Here is a 17430-nt window from a genome sequence, read left to right as displayed (position 1 = left end):
GCTGCTGCATATTTTCTGCAACCATAACCCCTTATTGAATCGTGGAATGATGGCAGTTTGCAATCCCTATGGAAAATGGCGATCTGTTAAGATCGCCTAAAAATTACATAAAAATGTCAATTATATTATTATTTAAGTTCATTGCTGCTTCAAAAATCTGTTTGGACACACGCAGTCCGCCTTTACGATACGGGTTGGACAACCTTTCGGCAGCCAGATCCTTGCCATTCATGACAATCCGGCTGACAGGAGCGCCTGTCATGTGATAACGGAAGGTTACATTGACTCCGTCATATTGGAAGTCGAAATGCATTCCGTCCAAAGATGCAGGCAGTACGGGATCTACCACAAGCCCTTCATGGTCCTGGCGGATGCCGAGCGCATTCGAAATCAGTTGGTTCATGTATATCCCTGGTCCACTGGAGTAAATTCGCCAGCCGCCCTTGACCTGAATCTTGCCGCTGCGAAGCTCATCAAAATCCGTTTGCGCTTCATAACGTGTATTAAACTTGCCGTCAGAGCTGCTAAAGTAAGCATTGCTCTGGCGGATTTCCGCATTTGGAACCACATTCCGGATCCCGACCGGGTTAATCACATTCAATCCGTTCCATACATCGTCCGCATGTCCCAGCTTGGCCATCGCTTCGATGAACCGGATATGCGCGTGCACGTATTGAAGTCCGACCTCGCGCCCAAAATTCGCAGCCTGCTCCGCCCGTTTGAAATGCGTGCTGACTCCGCCCGCATATTGGGCTGGAAGGTTCATCAGGCGCACGCCGTCCGGGAAAAACAGCTTTTCCTTGATCAGTTCATAATGCGATCTTGCGCATTCCGGGTCAAGAAGCTCAGCGATCATCCCGCGCGTCATCGGCAGCAAACGGTATTGAATGCCTGTTTCGGTATCCGTCGGATGCAGCATCAGCTTCGTCTCAGCCGGATCCTCCATATAGAGGAATCCAGGAATGACATTCGTTTGCAGCATGTAGCGTTTGTAATCCCGCTTAATGCCGGAAGCCATCTCCTGAAGATCTGCCGCAAGAGCAGGTTCTTCGGGAAGCAGCACTGCGGACAGCCGCGTTAAGGTCTGGTAAGTCAGAGCAACCGTCCAGCTGCTGACCATATACTTCTTCAGCTGCGCATTCGCTGGCTGGAGCGTATCGTCCCAATCCCCGTCGCCATAAGAAGATAGATAAGTATCATGCAGAAAATGACTGCGAATATAACCGATTTCTTTGTTAACATGCTCTAAAACCGTATAGGTCTGTTCCGTAAACCGGAAACTTCCCTTGATGGTATAAGGAACCTTTTCTTTCAAAATACTGTAATCTTGGGTAGCCGTCAAATAATCACTGAGCACTTTCAGCGGCCAAACAATGATATCGCCATGGCTTTCTTCCTGCTGGACCTGTGCATAACGGTCGAACATGAACCACTGCGGCCAGTTCCCATCATCTTCATATTGGTGAGTGTACACCATCAGAAGGATGTCACGGACTTGAGCGAATTTTTGCGTCGCCAAAAAGTACTCGACAGGCCCCTGGCATACATCACGCGTCCCCCAAGCCGCTCCGCCGTATTGTTCGAGACCATGCGGTACGGAGTAGTGGACAAGCATGTTATGCGTATACCACCAAGCCAAGGCATTGACTTTAAAGAAATCTTCCCCTTCCGCTCCATCCGCGCCGCTAAGGCGGAAACCGTTCATGACCTGCTTGTAGAAATCTCGGTATTTTACAATCTCTTCTTCTATATTCTTCCTTGATGCCTGAAGTTCCTCTCCATAGAGCAATCCTTGAACGGTAAGCGTCCACTCCCGGGCCGAATCGATTTGCATCGTTACTAGCGATGCGCATCCGGCTTGAATGCCTTCAGCAAACATCGTCTCATCGCCATACTCCACGTCAGCGCCGTCAATCCACATACGGTATTGCAGATTTGGATAGGCCTCCTTGCGGATTGCATCCTCACCGCCGTAAAAGGTAATGATCCCGTTATCATTTGTCATCCGGACTTTCGTCTCATATTCATTAACATTCATCGTAACTTGATTGGTCACCAGGAACCGGTATGCCTTGCCGCTCTCGGAACGGACGTTCAGGCGGACTTCTGGCGTATCAACGGTCGTAAAATTCGTGATGATCAGCATATCGTCTGCGGTTTTGTAATACCAGCGCGCGTAATTAAAGCCGATCTCAAACAAGGAAGGCATGGTCAGCATACGGTACTCGCCATCTACTTCAACATAAATCCGCTGTCCCGCCGTTTTCGGCACATTCAGCGCATTGCGCGTATTGCTCATCATTTTATTGAAATTGGTATTCCCCACCACAAGATGTGAATTGAAAATGCCATACATATAAGAAGTGGTCGTGATGACCTTCGCTCCGAGCTTCACGTTATTTCCGCTCATCAGAATATGCCCGTGCGGACGTTCTACCAGCAGCTCCTTTTCTTTACTTACGATGTGCTCGTAGGAGTCGGTAAAGAATGCCAGCAGTTGTCCATCCTGGCGTTCTTCCTCATGTCTTTTATGAGAAGGAAAACGCTCGCTTATTTCCGCTTCCTTCATGGAGAGAATCTCAAGCGGTTTGCCGATTGCAGCCTTAAGGCATACCGGAGGCAGCTTTTGCAGCTGAACGGTTTGCTCTTCCTCATATTCCGCCCACGCTTTCGCAACCTCTTCCTTGAATTCCAGCTTTTGTACAGAATCTGCATGGTTTGCTTTGAAGAGGCCATAAAATACAAACCGGGCTTCACCATTCAAGGCAACCAATTCCGACTGCAGCGCCGTATACGCAAATTCGTATTGGTAAATTTCATTGGCCAGTTTGGCTTGACTTAAACAGGATGGCAAATTTGTTTCTTTATAAGAGAGCCCGAAAAATTGGAAACCATCCGTCGAATAACCGGCAGCCCGGGTAAGCGAACCTTGCTGGATGTATGGGAATCCGCTGCTTTGCGGTTGATTTTGTCTTGAGCAAACCACATAGCCGTAATGTTTATCTTCGAATACGGAATGGTCGATATACTGCGACAAATAAGCTTCATTGCTGCGTACGGCCCCGATATCGGCATTTCCTATGTCCTGGCCGTATACGACATCGATCATCACGCCTTCGCCGCGAGTTACGACATCCCAGAACCAAACGCCCTGCTTAGACAATGCAAAAGTGACGCGATAATTCACGCTTTCCTCGCTGCCTTCCCATACCATACGATTGCCGCCGGCACTGACTGTGCTATTGGAATGAATTCCAAGCAGCGGGTAAAAGGAAATCCCAGACGCGCGATGAATCCGCAGGTATATATTATTTAAAGATCCCTCTACAGGGCTTGTCATCAGTTGATTGATCATGGTCTGTCCGCTCGCGGCCTGAAACAAATCGCCGCTCTCCCAAAAGGTAAAGCGCAGGTCGCCAGCTTGGATGTTGAGCTTTGAGTTCGCAATTGTGGCTGTCATATCTATATTTATTCCTCCTATCCTGTTCACAGCGCAAAAGCCGCAAATATCGGTTGTAGTCCAGGCAGCTCTACGATTTCAGCATGGTGGGGATGCCGGAACCGAAAGAAGGCAGCGTCATCCCTCGTATGGCTTACATGGATCAGATCAGTTTAAAGGATCCCGACAGCGTATCCCGGCAGTTTGATCCAACGAACACTTGGAACGTGCCAGGGTCGCTGGTAAAGCTGAGATCGGAATGATGGTACCTGAGCTGCTCCTCCGTCAAAGTAAAGGAGGCAATGCCGCTTTCTCCCGGCGCAAGAGCCAGCTTCTCAAAACCTTTGAGCTCGCGCAGCGGACGCACGACTTCTGCCGCTACATCGCGGATATACAGCTGAACGGTTTCCACGCCATCCCGTTCTCCCGTATTTGTCACCTTAACCTGAACCGTCAGCGATTCGCCAGCCTTCATCTCATGGCCCGAAATCTTCAAATCGCTGTATTCAAAGGTGGTATAAGAAAGGCCGAATCCAAACGGAAGCAGCGGTTCATTCGGACTATCGATATATTTGGAAACATAACGCTCCTCCGTCTTCTGCGGATCCATTGGACGGCCCGTGTTGAAATGGTTGTAATATACTGGAATCTGCCCTGCCGACTGCGGGAAGGACATGGTCAATCGCGCGGATGGATTTACGCGGCCAACCAAGATATCCGCGATGGCTGCTCCGCCTTCGCTGCCTGGGAACCAAGCTTCGAGCACAGCGTCCGTTTCCTCGAAGATGCCATGAAGATCCAGCGGACGTCCGTTGAAGATCACGGCTGCCAGCGGTCTACCCAAGGTTTTCAGCTGTTTCACCAGCTCAAGCTGGGCTTCTGGAAGACGGATATTCGTTCTGGAGCCGCCTTCGCCGCTCATCGCCGATTCTTCGCCCAAAGCGAGGACAATGATATCCGCGTTTTGCGCCGTTTCCAGCGCCTCATTTAGCTGCTCCTGCGTCATGCTGTCGATTCCGCAGCCTTCGGCCGAACGAAGTTTCCCTTCGGCCAAACGTTCCTTCAGTGAAAGTCCGAGTGAAGCCGCATCTTCCTTGGAACCTACGCAGGACCACCACCCTAAAATGTCATTGCTTTGCGCAAACGGTCCGATCAAGGCAACGTTCGCATCCGCTCGCAGCGGCAGCACGCCGTTATTTTTGAGCAGCACGCTGGATTTGGCGGCAAGTTCGTAAGCAGCTTGGCGGTGTTCCGCGCAGAATACGACCTCGCGTTCCCTGTCAGGATCAGCTGCCCGCAGCGGATTTTCAAAAAGTCCAAGTTTATCTTTCAGACGTAAAATACGCAGCACAGCTTCATCGATCAAAGCTTCATCCACCCGGCCGCTTTCGATCAGCTCCGGCAGATGGCGGACATAACACGGAGTCATCATTTCAATGTCCACGCCCGCCCGGATGGCCCGGTAAGCCGCTTCGCGGTCATCTTCCGCCGCGCCATGCGCGATCATTTCCCGGATTGAAGCCCAATCGGAAATAAGCACACCGTCAAAATTCCATTCGTCGCGGAGAATGCCGCGCATCAGCTTCTCGTTGCCCGTAGCCGGTATGCCGTCCACCGTGTTGAAGGATGTCATCACCATTTCGCAGCCTTCATCCAGCGCCGCTTTGTAAGCCGGCAAGTAATATTCGCGCAGCTGGCGTTCGGACATGTTGACCGTATTATAATCTCGGCCGCCTTCAGGGGCGCCGTACGCCGCAAAATGCTTCACGCAAGCCGCTAGCCGGTCCGGATTTTCCTTGAGCCGGTCTCCCTGATAACCGCGGACAAAAGCTTTGGCGAACAGGCTGTTCAAATATGGGTCTTCGCCCGTCGTCTCCATCACCCGTCCCCAACGCGGATCGCGCACCAGATCAACCATCGGCGCGAACGTTACATGAATGCCGGATACGGCGGATTCTTTGGCGGCGATTTCCGCGCTCTTCTCGGCCAGGTCCGTATCCCAGGAGCAGCCGATTGCCAGCGGAATCGGGAAGATGGTTTTGAATCCATGCACCACGTCCGCCATAAACATGAGCGGAATTCCCAGGCGGTTTTTTTGCAAATAAGCGTTTTGCACATCGATGACGGCCTGCGCTCCGGAGAGCCCAAGCACGGAACCGCTGGCCCGAACCATAGATTCGGTAATCCCCATTTCTTCCATCGGCCCCGTAACCTGGCCTTCATTGTCTGTCCCTTCATGAAAATGGGCGGTAAGCTGCAGCAATTGGGCAATTTTTTCGTCAAGCGTCATTTGTTCTATAAGTCCTTTTAATTGCTGGATATCCATAAAGTCCCCTCCAACTACCTGCTAAGGTAATGAATTCATTTTTAATTGATGCTGTTCACGGCTCTTTTGCCGAAAAGATCCAATTTATATAGAATCAACGAAGCCTATGCCGACTTCTTCAATTCTTTCTCCTTTCTCAGGAACCTGCACAAAACCGTTATCCCCTTGCAGGAAGACAAGATGGAAGCTTTCGGTTCCCCATGTTTATGCACATTCCTCATTCAGAAGACATGTATTTCTTCTTCTTTGCAGGTTACGGAAAAGATCGCTTTTAAAAATGAATCGTTCCCGCAACCTGGCCCGGAAGAGATGAAACCCGGCGGCGCTTTACATGATGCACACCGGGTTCCAGGAATGCCGGCCCGAAGGCAAAAGCTTCAGGACGGGATCATTTGCATCGGTATTCATTACTTTAGGATTTTGCAAAACCTTTACTTGGCAAATTTGCTGTTCAATTCGTCCAGAACCGGTTTCACGAGCGATTGCTTGCTTTCCACCCATTTCTTCCAGTTCGCTTCCAAATCCCCGCTTTGGAGAATCAGGTTGGCATATTCGTTTTGATATTCGAAAGATGCCTGGCTTTTCGCTTTGGAGTCATACAATTGCACATCCCAGTCATACGTTGCCAGCTTGCCGCCTTCGGAACCGAATTTCGCTTTGTTTTTGTAATGTTTTACGGCTGTATCGCGGTATTCTTTTTTGATGGCAGGATTGATGATGCTGAAATCATCGCCGAGAACGTACAGGCCTTCAAAACGGGCCGGATATTTGTCTTCCAGAGATGTTCCTTCAGGAAGGAGGCTTACCAGTTCTTTATTGTCGTCGTATTTCCAATCCTTGCCTTCAAAGCCCATGTTCACGAGCAGTTGTCCTTCTTTGCTTGTGGAGTAGTCGATCAAGTCCATGATGCGTTCGAATTTCTCTTTGCTGATGTTTGGCGAAAAGATCAGGGACGACCAGAAATTTGGCTGCTCCAGGTTGCGGTATTTACCGTCATCGCCAAGCACGATCGCTGTATGAACGAGTTCGTCGCTATCTACGCCAAGATTTTTCTTCATGGCTTTATCCATGTCTTGTCTGTACGATGCCAGGCCGCCAAGACTTGTAATAGCTGCAACACCCTTGACTTTGAAGTTGTCGCTGCCTTCGCTGTTTTTCCAGGTATAGAACTCAGGATTCAAAAGCCCTTCTTTGTATGCTTTTTGCATCAGTTTCAAACCGGTGAGCGTCTCAGGATCGGCTGGACCCCAATGGAATTTGCCGTCTTCGCCTTTATAGAATGCAGATTCCACGCGGGAATGCTCACTGTTAGCCATAATGATATTGGTCAAGGCGTCATCCGCATTATAGGAAATCGGAACAAGCTTCGAACCGAGTTTGCCGGGATCTTTTTCTTTGACAAGTTCGGCGTATTTCATCAATTCGCTTGTTGTGTATTCATCTTTCAGTTCAAATCCAACCGCTTTCGCCCAGTCTTTGCGCAGCGCGATAACGCCGATTTGGTTCACTAGCGGATCTGCAGGTTTATTTTCGTAATAAACAGGTTTGGGCAGGATGTACGTTCCGCCGGTCAGCTCTTCCAGCTTGTCGCCGAGTCCTGTCTGCTTATAGGCCGCAGCTATGTTCGGCCAGCGCTCTTTCCAGTCATCCGGGAATTTATAAAGCAGCCCTTGGTCTACGTAATTCATGAAATCGCCATGCACATAGTTCCAGCTCGCCACGTCAGGAAGATCTCCGGAGTTGATCCACAGACGAAGCTTTTCCGGCCAGGAGTCCCACTGAATATAGTTGTAGTCCCACTCGATATTGAATTTGTCCATCCAGTACTTATGGAACTCGTTGTCCAGTTGGCCGTCCTTTACTTCTGTAGTTTGCGCTACGGAAATTTTGAGCTTGTCTTTGTAGCCTCCGTCCTGGTCTTTTTCGTTGCCGCCCGATGCCGCTTCCTTGGAACATGCCGTCGCCGTCAGCATAACCGCTGACAATGCAACAGCCAGAAGAGGTTTGAATGACAGCTTTTTCTTCGTTTTCATGTTTAATCCCCCATGTTTGAATAGATTTTTGAACTACCTTTAAAATGCGTGTTCAACTACCTTTAAAAATCTATTTGTATTAATCAGGTCTTGATAGCCCCTGTTAACACCCCTTTAGCGAAATGCTTTTGCAGCATCGGGAAGAAACACATGATCGGCACCATCGAAACGAAAACCGAAGCCATTTTCATTCCCGTAGAGAAACCGGATTTGTTCAATGCGTCAACGCTTGATGCATTCGATACGTTTGTCGACGATTCGACAATGATCGTTCGCAGAACGTTTTGCAACGGCAGCATATCCGCCTTTCGGAGGAAGATCATGGCGTCATACCATCCATTCCAGAATCCGACGCCGTAGAACAGCGTAATGGTAGCCATAATCGGCGCAGCCAGCGGGAGAACGATGGAGAAGAGGATTTTCCACTCTCCCGCCCCGTCCAGCCTTGCGGATTCCATCAAAGATTCCGGCAAACCCTGGAAGTAATTCATCATCAGAATCATATTAAAAGCACTGAAGCTGCCCACCAGAATGACGGACCACAGGCTGCCGGTCAAATGCAGCGACTTCATTACCAGGTAAAGCGGTACGATCCCGCCGTTAAAAATCATCGTGAACAGGACCAGGAAGAAGATACCCTTCTTGCCCGGAAATTTATTCCGGCTCAGGGCGTAAGCCATGGTGCTCGTCAAAAACAAGCTGAGCGGAAGGCCTACAACAAGGATTTTGAGCGTATTCAAAAAACCCGTCACGATTCTTCCATCATTTAAAAGCGCTTTGTACGCATCCAGCGTCGGATGTCTCGGGAACAGCATCATCGGATTGTCCGCATAATCTTTTTGCGGGGAAAGCGAAATCGCAATAACGTTCAGAAATGGAATAATGATCATTAATGCTAAGACCGCCAGCACGGCCATCAGGAAATAATCCAGGAAAGTCATTTTTCCGACCCGGTATTTATGCTGTTTCACAGCTTTGACACTCATCTGTTTGCACTCCTTTCCTAGCGGAACAAACCGTCTCCGCCCATCATTTTGGCCACTCTGTCGGCAGCCAGCAGCAGGATCATATTCACAAGCGAACGGAACAAGCTGACAGCCGTCGAGAACGAGAAGTCCGTCGAAGACTGGAATGTAATCCGGTAAATATAGACATCGAGCACTTGGGATACATTTTGCGTCGCCGCATTCGCCAAATTGAAGATCTGGTCAAAACCGGCTGACATCAAACCGCCCACGTTCAGGATGAACATTACGGTTACAGTTGGGATAATGTTCGGCAGCGTGATTTTGAAAATCTGCTGCATCCGCGAAGCGCCGTCGATCTGCGCCGATTCATATTGGTCCTGGTCAATGCCCGAGATCGCGGCCAAAAATATGATTGCGCCCCATCCCGTCGATTTCCAAATATCGGTAATTATGAGCATCGGCAGGAACATTTTTTCCGAGCCCAGGAAGTTAATCGTCGGCAGTCCAAGCATCGCCAGCGCGCTGTTGAGCAGACCGTCATAGGAAAGAACGTTGATGACAATCCCGGAAACGATGATCCAGGATAAAAACTGCGGAAACGTAAACACGGTTTGATACAGCTTTTTCATCTTCCGCATCCGCAGCTCATTCAGCAGCAGCGCCAGCAAGATTGGGAACGGGAATGTAATGACGAGTTTAATAATATTGATGTATAACGTTCTCCACACGGCTTGCATAAAGGTTGGATCGCGGAATACATATTTGAAGTTTTCAAAGCCTACCCAAGGGCTGCCCCAAATTCCCTCGTTGGCCTTGTAATGCTTAAACGCAAGCGATAATCCGCCCATCGGCAGGTAGGCGAACAGGATAAGCCAAATGAGTCCGGGTATCAGCAGCGTGTAGGTCATCCGGTGCTTCCAGATTTCCTTGTACCAGGATCCGGAACCCGAACGTTCTCTTAATTTTTTGTCAGGCCCTAAGGCTGCGGGTTTCAATTTGCATCGCCTCACTCTACGTTAATTCTTTTCGTGGAACAAAAAGTCAAAGGCTGTTTTCAGATGTTTTTCCCAGAATAGCCAGTCATGCGTTCCCGGCCCCTCCACATACTTGAATTCAAACGGGGTTTGCTGCATGGTATCGGCAAATTCGCGGTTCATCCCGATAAAAGGATCCTCGGTTCCGCAACAGCACAACACCGAAGGAAGTTTGCCGCCCTCTTCGATTCGTCTCCTGGCCAATGCGTACAAATCCTGATCCGGCTTAACCGCAAGCTCCGGACCAAATGCCGCCTGCATTTCCTTGACCATCCCGGGCTCCATGCCCGGATCGCGGAGACGTTTTCGAATGTCGGTGACACCGGACAATGAAACGGCTTTAGCATAATGGTCAGGATAAGTCAGCGCGCATTTCAAAGCGCCGTATCCCCCCATGGAAAGGCCGGCCACAAAAGTACGGCCGGGGTCGTCGTTCAACCGGAGCATACGCCCGCAGATTTCCGGAAGCTCCCGGGTCACATACTGGAAATAATCGAGACCGTATTCCATGTCCGTGTAATAACTGCGATTCACTTCCGGCATGATGACCGTGCATCCGTACTTGGCGGCGTAGAGCTCAACGGTAGTCAGACGATGCCATGTACTCGCATTGTCGCCCGCGCCATGCAATAAATACAGCGTGCTGCTTGCCGGAATCCCGGCATCCACTGGAGAGACGACATGAATGCTTGTTGTCATTCGCAAAGTAGGCGATCCTGTTTCTATCGCTAAATGCGCCATGCGTAACCCCTTTCATCGATACAAATTCCGCCGACACTCGCTAACGGTATTTATATATACCTTCCACATGCGGCATTGAAACGAAACGTTTCATTTTATTTTCGACGACTCTAAGAAACATGGACATCAGCACCAAAACACCGAATATCCGCATGATTGTGCAGCTTTGCGGCTTTTCCACATTTTTCATTAAAGATTGTGAAGTTTGGTTTTGATTGTGTTTGAAAGCGATTTTTTCGAATCGTTTCGATAACATCATAATCCTCATCCCCAAATCATGTCAACTATCTTTTTTAAAACTTGTTTTCTGTTCGGCGTTTATATGTTTTTTTGGTGAAAAAACAGCTTTTAATTACCCGTAACACACGGGGAAAACGTTTACTTCATTCGGTTGACAATGGTATGAAAATATAATAAATTCAAGGTTAATGGAATGTTGTGGAAACGTTTCAATCAAAGAGAAAGAAGGCCTGTTATGTCCGTATCATTAACCGGGTTTTTGAACAGCGTGAACCATCAACAATTAAACGTTCTTTCCGTCCGCATACTGCAAAACGGAACCCCTGCCGCACAATGGGACTTAAACCGGGATGAGCGCCGTCTTCAGCATTCGGTCAGCAAATCTTTCACCTGCATGGCCGTGGGATTGGCGATCGCGGAAGGAAAGCTGACCCTCGATACGAAGTTAAAGGATTTCTTCCCCCAATATGCCGAACAGGATCCGACACTAGCTCCCTCCCTTCATCCGGGGGAATTAACGCTTTACAACCTGCTGCGCATGTCCTCAGGCCATGACTCGCCCCCGCTGTGGGCCGAAGAAAGAGCCAGTCTGCAGGAAAAGGATTGGGTTAAATATTATATGTCCCTGCCTTTGGATAGACCCCAGGGAGAGACTTTCACTTACAGCAGCGGCGACACTTTCATGATTTCCGCATTGGTTCAAGCTGCGGTAGGCCAAACCGTAAAAGATTATTTAACGCCTCGCCTGTTTGAGCCGCTAGACATTCAGAATATAAGCTGGGATACCTCCCCGCTTGGCGTTACACTTGGCTGTACCGGACTCTATATCAACAATGAAGAGCTGAGCCGCTTCGGACAAATGCTGCTGCAAAAGGGAAAGTGGAACGGCAAGCAGCTTGTGCCAGCAGACTGGATCGAGTTTGCGACCCGCAGACAGATTGACAACGAAGGCGGTCCGGATTGGAGTCAAGGTTACGGCTGCCAGTTCTGGATGTGTCAGCATGATGCCTATCGCGCTGATGGAATGTTCGGCCAATTCTGTGTTGTCATTCCTGGCAAAAACGCAGTAGTTGCGATCAACAGCCATGAAGAAAATATGCAGGCGATACTTGATGCAGTTTGGGATGAGATTTTGCCATTATTATAAGTTTTTGAAATCGTTGTCCAGTATGAATGCGAAATAATAGTGGGTAACGGATATTCCTTTTTTTACCTGCACCGTGCACAGCTACCAGCGTACAGTGCGGCGATGCAAGCGCGAAGGTTCACCGGATTGTTGGAACTTGAATCGCACGGAGTTAGAAAAACTCTATCCTCAGGCTTGAGGATAGAGTTTTTTTCTTTTTAACTATACGTTGTCCCATGGAAATAAAATTGATGATAAGCTGAGGCAACGGCATTTGGGAATGGAGCGGCGAGAAACCGAATATTCAAATTTCCTTAGGAGATAATAACTAAACCCCTTTAAATCCGTTATCCAAGACAAGGTTGAATATGATGATGACTAGGAAAACGTTCCATCGTTTCTTAAAAAACGTTAATATGTCCATCCTGGTTTTATTTTTCGCCGGCTCGTTTACTTCTGCCCATGCCGATCCATCGCTCCCCATCGTTAACTATGAATCGGTTTACTCTATTGATGTTTATCCGGTTCAACACAAACTGGTTGTGTGGAAACAAGGGAAGAAAATCAAAACCTACCACGTTGCGGTCGGCAACCCATCCACACCAACTCCCGTTGGAGAATACATCATCACGTACAAGGGGAAAAATTGGGGGCCTTCCTTTGGTCCACGATGGCTCGGATTAAACGTGCCTTGGGGAAGTTATGGAATTCACGGAACAAACAGACCCTATTCCATCGGCCAACACCAGAGTCATGGCTGTATACGCATGTTCAACAGGGATGTCATGGATTTATACGAGATGATTCCTCTGGGGACAAAAGTTACGATCTACGGTCATGTTTTAGGGGATCTGAATCACCATCCGAAGCGGCTCGCCGAAGGGGATGTCGGAGCAGATGTACAGCTTATTCAATCCCGGCTGAAGAGTGCCGGATATTTTACGGGGGCAACCAACGGTAAATTTGGACCCCTTACCACCCGTGCCCTGATGAATTTCCAGCGGGATCAGCAATTGCCGCGAAATGGAGTTGTTTCCGAAAAGATCTACGAAGCATTAGGGTTGATGGAATGAACTCACATGAAAAAAAAATCCCTGTCCATTATTGGTCAAGACCCATTTAGTGGACATTGAAAAAAACACCTAGGATGCAACCTAGGGGTTTTTCCAATGTCTATTCTAAGGGGTGCACTTCAATAGTAGTCAGAGTTTCTTAACATGAGCGGTTTTTTCCATAGTGATGGACCCCCGGTATACCGCGTTGGGAGCTTTGCGGGGTACGTCCCAGGCCTTGGTACATCCCTTCGGGCTGACTGCCATTTTGTCCTACCGATGTCTATGCTCAGACTTAACCCGTGTTCGAATCCCCTTTGGATGTAATCCTGCCATAAGCTAACGAAACCTACAATCGTTATTTGGACAAAAATAAGCTTCTAAAATTTATAACGAAACTATGAAACGCTATTCAGCTCAAATGAGGCTCATTCGGGCATATTTCGTCCAAATAACGTTCTGTAGTTTCGTTAAATCTAAATCGGCTTCGGTTTCCTCGAAATAACGCTACCCAGTTTCGTTAGCTGAATCCAGATAAACCAAAGTGTGGTAAGAGCAAACTTCGCCCTTTTGCAAAATGTATATTGGAGCACTTGTTCAGAAAGTATATGTTTTTGCAGAGGCTTTCTTACAATTTCAGGAATTCGTTGTTTAAATGTTATCGTTCCGCACTGAATTTGATCTACCACTTTCATTTTACTTAATGCTTACCGACATTGAAAATTTATATTAAAAAGCCTCTTATCCAAGAGGCAACATGGTATAATATGGAATGTACATACACACCTTGAGTGGGCGCACCCTCCCGAAAGGGGGTGGTGCGATGAACATTTCGTTCGGTGAGGTTCTTACCTTCGGGTTGTTCCTGTTGGCTTTGCTGACTTACATCGACAAACGAAAGTAACCCACTCCTAAGGTTCGCGCCTAAGTGGGTTACTTCGCGTTCATATACATGATCTCGGAGGGGAATCCCGCTCAAGATGTTTGTACGAGGGGCAGCCTGGGCCGGCTGCTCCTTACTTATTGTTATCTTAGCATATGGAGAAATATACCTCAAGGCATGCGAAGACCAATCGTAAAAATACCGGTGGCCTGGCGTCCCTGCTCAGGAGTCACCCCTTCGGGCTGACTGCGATGGTACCCTAACGATGCCTATGCTCCGACGAACCCGGTTCGAATCCCTCTAATGAAAAAGCCACTCCAATGAGTGAATACCACGTCCCAGGTCGGGATACACCCCTTCGGGCTGACTGCGATGGTACCCTAACGATGCCTAGGCTCCGACGAACCCGGTTCGAATCCCTCTAATGAAAAAAGCCACTCCAATGAGTGGCTTGACTACGTCCCAGGTCGGGGTACACCCCTTCGGGCTGACTGCGAAGTTACCCTAACGATGCCTTTGCTCCGACGAACCCGGTTCGAATCCCTCTAATGAAAAAAAGCCACTCCAATGAGTGGCTTGCTTTACGTCCCAGGAGGGATTCGAACCCCCGACCGACGGCTTAGAAGGCCGTTGCTCTATCCAGCTGAGCTACTGGGACTTAATATGTATAAAAACGGTGCGTTAATTATTATAACGCATTTTCGGGAAAATTCAAAGAGAAATTTTCAAAAATGAATCATCGTTAGTTTGAAGGGGTAATATGATAACAGCAAACCATGTTAAAGGAGTTTTGGCAATGCGTCAATTGCTGTCATCCTTATCGTATTTCAGCATTTTTTTCGCGCCGTTTATTTTCCCCCTGATCGTCTGGATCGCTTCCACTGATTCGTATGTCATCATGCATTCAAGACGAGCGTTGATATCCCATATCTTGCCTTTCGCTTCGGCTGTTCCGCTGCTCATTCTTACTTTTGGTGCAGATAATCCGGGGTCGGTGCTCGGTTATATCATTCTGTTCATCATTATTTATTTGGGGACGTTCATCTACAATATCGTAAAAGGAATTCAGGTTTTGCGCGAATATGAGTGACCTCTTCCTTCCATTATATGTAATGAATCTCAGCTGCATTAAGGATGAAAAACCTCCGATCGGTTTCGGAGGTTTTTCACTTTAGGGGTTACTTATTGCCAAAACGTCTCGGGCTTTGCGGAACAGCCAAATTTCTGTCGTTCTTGCTCAGGACCTCTTCGGCGAATTCAGTCTGGTGGGCATACTTGTTGCCTTTCGTTTTTTTATACGTGAACGCCACTTTCGCTCACCCCCCTGAATTATAGTATGGGAAACGCGAAGGGTGGATATGTCCCTCAATAAATGGCTACATTTATAGCCCGATTTCAAACAAGGTGCAAAGTTCCATTTGCCCGATACCATCTCGCTGCTTGTGACAAGTTTCCTTCGGCCTAACGCAAGCGGACAGACATTTTATTCCTTTCTTCGGCATATAACTGTATCACTTTGACAAAATAGGGAACTGGTGCAACCCCAAAGAGTGCCGTGAAAATTTGAAGCAACACCGAATACATTTCGGGGGCCCCGGGAATAAAAACCGGGAAAAAGCTAGCGAAATTATTTAAACCTGAACCGCAATCCTGATCATGCAAAAAAATAGCAAAAAGATAGCAAAGAGACGAACAACAATAGAAAGGATGAACCGTCATGTGCGGAATTACCGGTTTTGTCGAGTGGAACGGCGATTTGACGCAGCATCTGCAGACGCTCGTAAAAATGACGGAAACCTTGACTCCAAGAGGCCCGGATGCATACGGAACATGGATTTCAGGCCCTTGTGCCTTCGGCCACCGCAGGCTCAGCGTCATCGATCCGGAAAATGGGGCGCAGCCCATGCTTGTATACGATGATGAGGACTTATACACCATAGTATATAACGGGGAATTGTATAATGCGGCAGAACTCAAGCGGGAGCTGCTGAAAAGAGGACATCACTTCCGGACGAATTGCGATACGGAAGTTCTTTTGGTCTCTTACATCGAATGGGGGCCAGCCTGCGTCGATAAATTCAACGGCATTTTTGCTTTCGCCATTTGGGACAGCGTGCGCCAGCAGGTCTTTATGGCCCGTGACAGGCTTGGCGTAAAACCATTTTTCTACAGCTTGATCGGAGGTATGCTGATCTTCGGTTCCGAACCAAAAGCACTGCTTCAGCACCCCAAAGTCGAACCCTCCGTAGGCGCCGAAGGTTTGGCGGAAATTTTTATCATCGGACCGGCACGCACGCCGGGCCAAGGCGTTTACCGCGACATGAAGGAACTGCGCGCGGGTTATGCCATGATCTTTAGCCGCAGAGGTTTGAATCATTATCAGTATTGGAAACTTGACAGCCATCAGCATGAGGAAGATACAGAAGCGACCGCCTCGCATTTGCGCGAGCTGCTTCAGGATACGCTCGAGCGCCAGCTCGTTTCCGATGTTCCCGTATGCACGCTGCTTTCCGGGGGACTGGATTCAAGCGCGCTGACGGCGCTTGCCGTGCAATATTACAACCGGACCGGACAGGGAAAGATGGATACCTATTCGGTCGACTATGTTGGCAACGACAAACATTTCAAATCCCATGCTTTTCAGCCGGGAGCGGATGCTCCTTGGATTCAGCGAATGGTCGAGGAGCTCGGGACAAATCATCATTACATCGAATTCGATACTCCGGAGCTGATCGAGTCGTTGAGCAACTCCACCCTGACACGCGACTTGCCGGGTATGGCGGATGTTGACGGCTCCCTTTACCTCTTTTGCCGGGAAATTAAAAAAGGCGCTACCGTAGCCGTATCCGGGGAAGCCGCGGACGAAATCTTCGGGGGTTATCCATGGTTTCACCGGGAAGAGATGCTGAATTCGGGCACGTTCCCTTGGGCAGTAGCCTCGGAGATGCGGGAAAGTTTGCTTTCGCCTGAAATCCGCGAGTGGGTACGGCCGCTTGAATACCTTGAGGACCGATACGCCGAAGCTGTGCGGGAGGTGCCGAAACTCCGCGGCGAAAACGGAATACAAGCGAAAATGCGCATCATGTCGTATTTGAACATTACCCGCTTCATGCCTACGCTGCTTGACCGCAAGGACCGCATGAGCATGGGCGTCGGCCTGGAGGTCCGCGTTCCTTATTGTGACCACCGGCTCGTACAGTATGTATGGAATATCCCCTGGGAAATGAAAATGGCCGGGGGCCGAGAAAAAGGCATTTTGCGCAAGGCTTTGGAAGGCGTATTGCCTGATGATGTCCTGTATCGCAAAAAAAGCCCGTATCCCAAAACGCATAATCCCGATTTTCTTGCCGCCGTCAAAAAACAAATGTTTGATATATTGGATGATCCAGCTTCACCGATCCTTCCGCTTATTAACCAGGAAAAAATCCGTGAGATCGCAGCCTCGCCCGAAGCGTCCTCCAATCTGCCTTGGTTTGGCCAGCTGATGTCCGGCCCGCAATTATTCGCCTATCTCGCTCAAGTCAACAACTGGCTTAAAACTTACCATGTCACTATTAAATAAACTAATTTTAGATTATCGCTACCAAA

At 48.7% G+C, this 17430-nt stretch carries 11 protein-coding genes and 1 tRNA gene; 4 read left to right on the top strand and 8 right to left on the bottom strand.

Annotation, left to right across the window (positions count from 1 at the left end; all coding sequences use genetic code 11):
* Window positions 1-103: 103 nt before the first annotated feature.
* The 6 genes from L6442_RS08030 to L6442_RS08005 form a co-directional block, all read right to left on the bottom strand.
* Window positions 104-3460 (bottom strand): GH36-type glycosyl hydrolase domain-containing protein, encoded by a 3357-nt coding sequence (locus L6442_RS08030; RefSeq protein ID WP_212977662.1) that lies wholly within the window; start codon window positions 3458-3460, stop codon window positions 104-106.
* 142 nt (window positions 3461-3602) lie between these two features.
* Window positions 3603-5765, bottom strand: coding sequence for a beta-glucosidase BglX (gene bglX / locus L6442_RS08025; RefSeq protein WP_212977661.1), 2163 nt, complete (start codon window positions 5763-5765; stop codon window positions 3603-3605).
* A gap of 431 nt (window positions 5766-6196) precedes the next feature.
* A complete protein-coding gene (locus L6442_RS08020; RefSeq protein WP_194235302.1) occupies window positions 6197-7798 on the bottom strand; it encodes a type 2 periplasmic-binding domain-containing protein in 1602 nt (533 codons plus the stop codon).
* An 83-nt stretch (window positions 7799-7881) separates the two neighbouring features.
* Window positions 7882-8784 carry a carbohydrate ABC transporter permease gene (locus L6442_RS08015; protein WP_212977660.1) on the bottom strand — a complete coding sequence of 301 codons (903 nt, stop codon included), beginning with the start codon at window positions 8782-8784 and terminating at the stop codon, window positions 7882-7884.
* Between the two features lie 17 nt (window positions 8785-8801).
* Window positions 8802-9761 carry an ABC transporter permease gene (locus tag L6442_RS08010; protein WP_194235304.1) on the bottom strand — a complete coding sequence of 320 codons (960 nt, stop codon included), beginning with the start codon at window positions 9759-9761 and terminating at the stop codon, window positions 8802-8804.
* 21 nt (window positions 9762-9782) lie between these two features.
* Window positions 9783-10541, bottom strand: coding sequence for an alpha/beta hydrolase (locus tag L6442_RS08005; RefSeq protein WP_212977659.1), 759 nt, complete (start codon window positions 10539-10541; stop codon window positions 9783-9785).
* A gap of 475 nt (window positions 10542-11016) precedes the next feature.
* Between L6442_RS08005 and L6442_RS08000 the strand changes: the two genes are divergently transcribed.
* Together L6442_RS08000 and L6442_RS07995 are read left to right on the top strand one after the other, a co-directional pair.
* Window positions 11017-11928, top strand: coding sequence for a serine hydrolase domain-containing protein (locus L6442_RS08000; protein ID WP_212977658.1), 912 nt, complete (start codon window positions 11017-11019; stop codon window positions 11926-11928).
* A gap of 395 nt (window positions 11929-12323) precedes the next feature.
* The gene (locus tag L6442_RS07995) at window positions 12324-12980 is read left to right on the top strand and encodes a L,D-transpeptidase family protein (protein WP_237100370.1); all 657 of its coding nucleotides are present in this window, start codon (window positions 12324-12326) and stop codon (window positions 12978-12980) included.
* A 1446-nt stretch (window positions 12981-14426) separates the two neighbouring features.
* On the opposite strand, the gene L6442_RS07990 is transcribed toward L6442_RS07995, so the two are convergent.
* Window positions 14427-14500, bottom strand: a tRNA-Arg gene (locus tag L6442_RS07990).
* A 138-nt stretch (window positions 14501-14638) separates the two neighbouring features.
* Here L6442_RS07990 and L6442_RS07985 point away from each other — a divergent pair.
* On the top strand, window positions 14639-14932 hold the full coding sequence (locus tag L6442_RS07985) for a magnetosome magnetite crystal formation protein family (protein ID WP_194235262.1): 294 nt from the start codon (window positions 14639-14641) through the stop codon (window positions 14930-14932).
* Window positions 14933-15020: 88 nt separating this feature from the next.
* On the opposite strand, the gene L6442_RS32815 is transcribed toward L6442_RS07985, so the two are convergent.
* The gene (locus tag L6442_RS32815) at window positions 15021-15152 is read right to left on the bottom strand and encodes a hypothetical protein (RefSeq protein WP_265589876.1); all 132 of its coding nucleotides are present in this window, start codon (window positions 15150-15152) and stop codon (window positions 15021-15023) included.
* Window positions 15153-15559: 407 nt separating this feature from the next.
* Between L6442_RS32815 and asnB the strand changes: the two genes are divergently transcribed.
* Window positions 15560-17404, top strand: a complete 1845-nt coding sequence (gene asnB, locus L6442_RS07980) for an asparagine synthase (glutamine-hydrolyzing) (protein WP_212977657.1) — start codon at window positions 15560-15562, stop codon at window positions 17402-17404.
* The last annotated feature ends 26 nt before the right edge of the window (window positions 17405-17430 follow it).

It is taken from the genome of Paenibacillus azoreducens (assembly GCF_021654775.1).
In the GTDB taxonomy this organism is placed as follows: Bacteria; Bacillota; Bacilli; order Paenibacillales; family Paenibacillaceae; genus Paenibacillus_AQ; species Paenibacillus_AQ azoreducens.
Note: the sequence above shows the minus strand (reverse complement) of the source record. Positions and strands in the feature narration are given on the sequence as shown.

Coding starts and splice junctions, on each gene's coding strand:
- L6442_RS08030 (WP_212977662.1), bottom strand. CDS start 3,460: ATGACAGCCACAATTGCGAACTCAAAGCTCAACATCCAAGCTGGCGAC.
- bglX (WP_212977661.1), bottom strand. CDS start 5,765: ATGGATATCCAGCAATTAAAAGGACTTATAGAACAAATGACGCTTGAC.
- L6442_RS08020 (WP_194235302.1), bottom strand. CDS start 7,798: ATGAAAACGAAGAAAAAGCTGTCATTCAAACCTCTTCTGGCTGTTGCA.
- L6442_RS08015 (WP_212977660.1), bottom strand. CDS start 8,784: ATGAGTGTCAAAGCTGTGAAACAGCATAAATACCGGGTCGGAAAAATG.
- L6442_RS08005 (WP_212977659.1), bottom strand. CDS start 10,541: ATGGCGCATTTAGCGATAGAAACAGGATCGCCTACTTTGCGAATGACA.
- L6442_RS08000 (WP_212977658.1), top strand. CDS start 11,017: ATGTCCGTATCATTAACCGGGTTTTTGAACAGCGTGAACCATCAACAA.
- L6442_RS07995 (WP_237100370.1), top strand. CDS start 12,324: ATGTCCATCCTGGTTTTATTTTTCGCCGGCTCGTTTACTTCTGCCCAT.
- L6442_RS07985 (WP_194235262.1), top strand. CDS start 14,639: ATGCGTCAATTGCTGTCATCCTTATCGTATTTCAGCATTTTTTTCGCG.
- asnB (WP_212977657.1), top strand. CDS start 15,560: ATGTGCGGAATTACCGGTTTTGTCGAGTGGAACGGCGATTTGACGCAG.